This is a genomic window from Kitasatospora sp. NPDC093558, from assembly GCF_040683475.1.
Taxonomy (GTDB): domain Bacteria; phylum Actinomycetota; class Actinomycetes; order Streptomycetales; family Streptomycetaceae; genus Kitasatospora.
Genome location: NZ_JBFBDY010001317.1, coordinates 1 through 1,151 on the forward strand (window position 1 = coordinate 1; position 1,151 = coordinate 1,151).

The window sequence follows — 1,151 nt, forward strand, 5'->3', positions numbered from 1 at the left end:
GCCACGCTGATGACGAGTTCCTCGGCGATCTCCGCGTTGGAGAGGCCTCGCCCGACCAGGATCAGCACCTCGCGTTCGCGTTCGGTGACGCTCGATCATCGCCGGGCCCCCTTCCGTGCGTTGCCGCGTCCGGGCTGCCACGTGCGCAGCCGCAGGCTGTTCCCCACCACGAGCAGCGAGCTGAGCGACATCGCGACCGCCGCCAGCATCGGGTTCAGCAGCCCGACGGCCGCCAGCGGGATGAGCACGACGTTGTAGCCGAACGCCCACAGCAGGTTCGCCCGGATCGTGCCGAGCGTGCGGCGGGCCAGCCGGACGGCGTCCACCACGGCCTCGATGTCGCCGCGCACCAGCGTCAGCCCGGCGGCGCCGATCGCGGCGTCGCTGCCCGAGGCCAGCGCGACCCCGAGGTCCGCCGAGGCCAGCGCCACCGCGTCGTTGACGCCGTCGCCGACCACGGCCGTCGTCCGCCCGGCGGCCTTCAGCTCGGCCACCACCTCGGCCTTGCGCTCGGGTGAGGCCGAGGAGTGCACCCGCTCGATGCCGAGCTCGCCGGCCACCGCCCGGGCCGCTCCGGGGCCGTCACCGGTGAGCAGGACGGTCTCCAGGCCCATCCCGCGCAGCCGGTGCAGCGCCCGCCAGCTGCCGGAGCGCACCGTGTCGCCGACGGCGAGGACGGCCGCCGCCCGTCCGTCCAGCTCCACGACCACCGCCGTACGGCCCGCCTCCCCGGCCGCCGTCACCGCGTCCGCGAGTTCCGGCGGCAGGGCGACGGCATCCGGCCGGACCACCCGGACCGCCCGCCCCTCGACCGTCCCGGCCACGCCGACCCCGGCCGTGGCCCGGAAGCCGCCCACTTGAGGCAACTCCTTGTACCGCTCCCGGGCGGCGTTCGCGACGGCCCGCCCGATCGGGTGCTCCGACCGGTGCTCGACCGCACCGGCCAGCCGCAGCACCTCGGCCCCGTCCTCGTCCCCGGCCGCCGTGACGGCCGTGAGCTGCATCCGCCCGGTGGTCAGCGTCCCCGTCTTGTCCAGCACCACCGTGTCGATCCGCCGCAGGCTCTCCAGCACCTCCGGTCCGCGCACCAGGACGCCGAGTTCCGCGCCGCGCCCGGTCGCCGCGAGCAGGGCCGTCGGCGTGGCCAGGCC

Annotated in this window: 1 protein-coding gene and 1 pseudogene; both read right to left on the reverse strand. The window is 76.3% G+C overall.

Annotation, left to right across the window (positions count from 1 at the left end):
- Positions 1–92 (reverse strand): annotated as a pseudogene (locus AB0O00_RS40645) (LuxR C-terminal-related transcriptional regulator); the annotation flags it as partial.
- Between the two features lie 3 nt (positions 93–95).
- Positions 96–1,151 (reverse strand): HAD-IC family P-type ATPase (locus AB0O00_RS40650; RefSeq protein WP_363659687.1); only part of this gene is annotated, 1,056 nt, incomplete at its 5' end.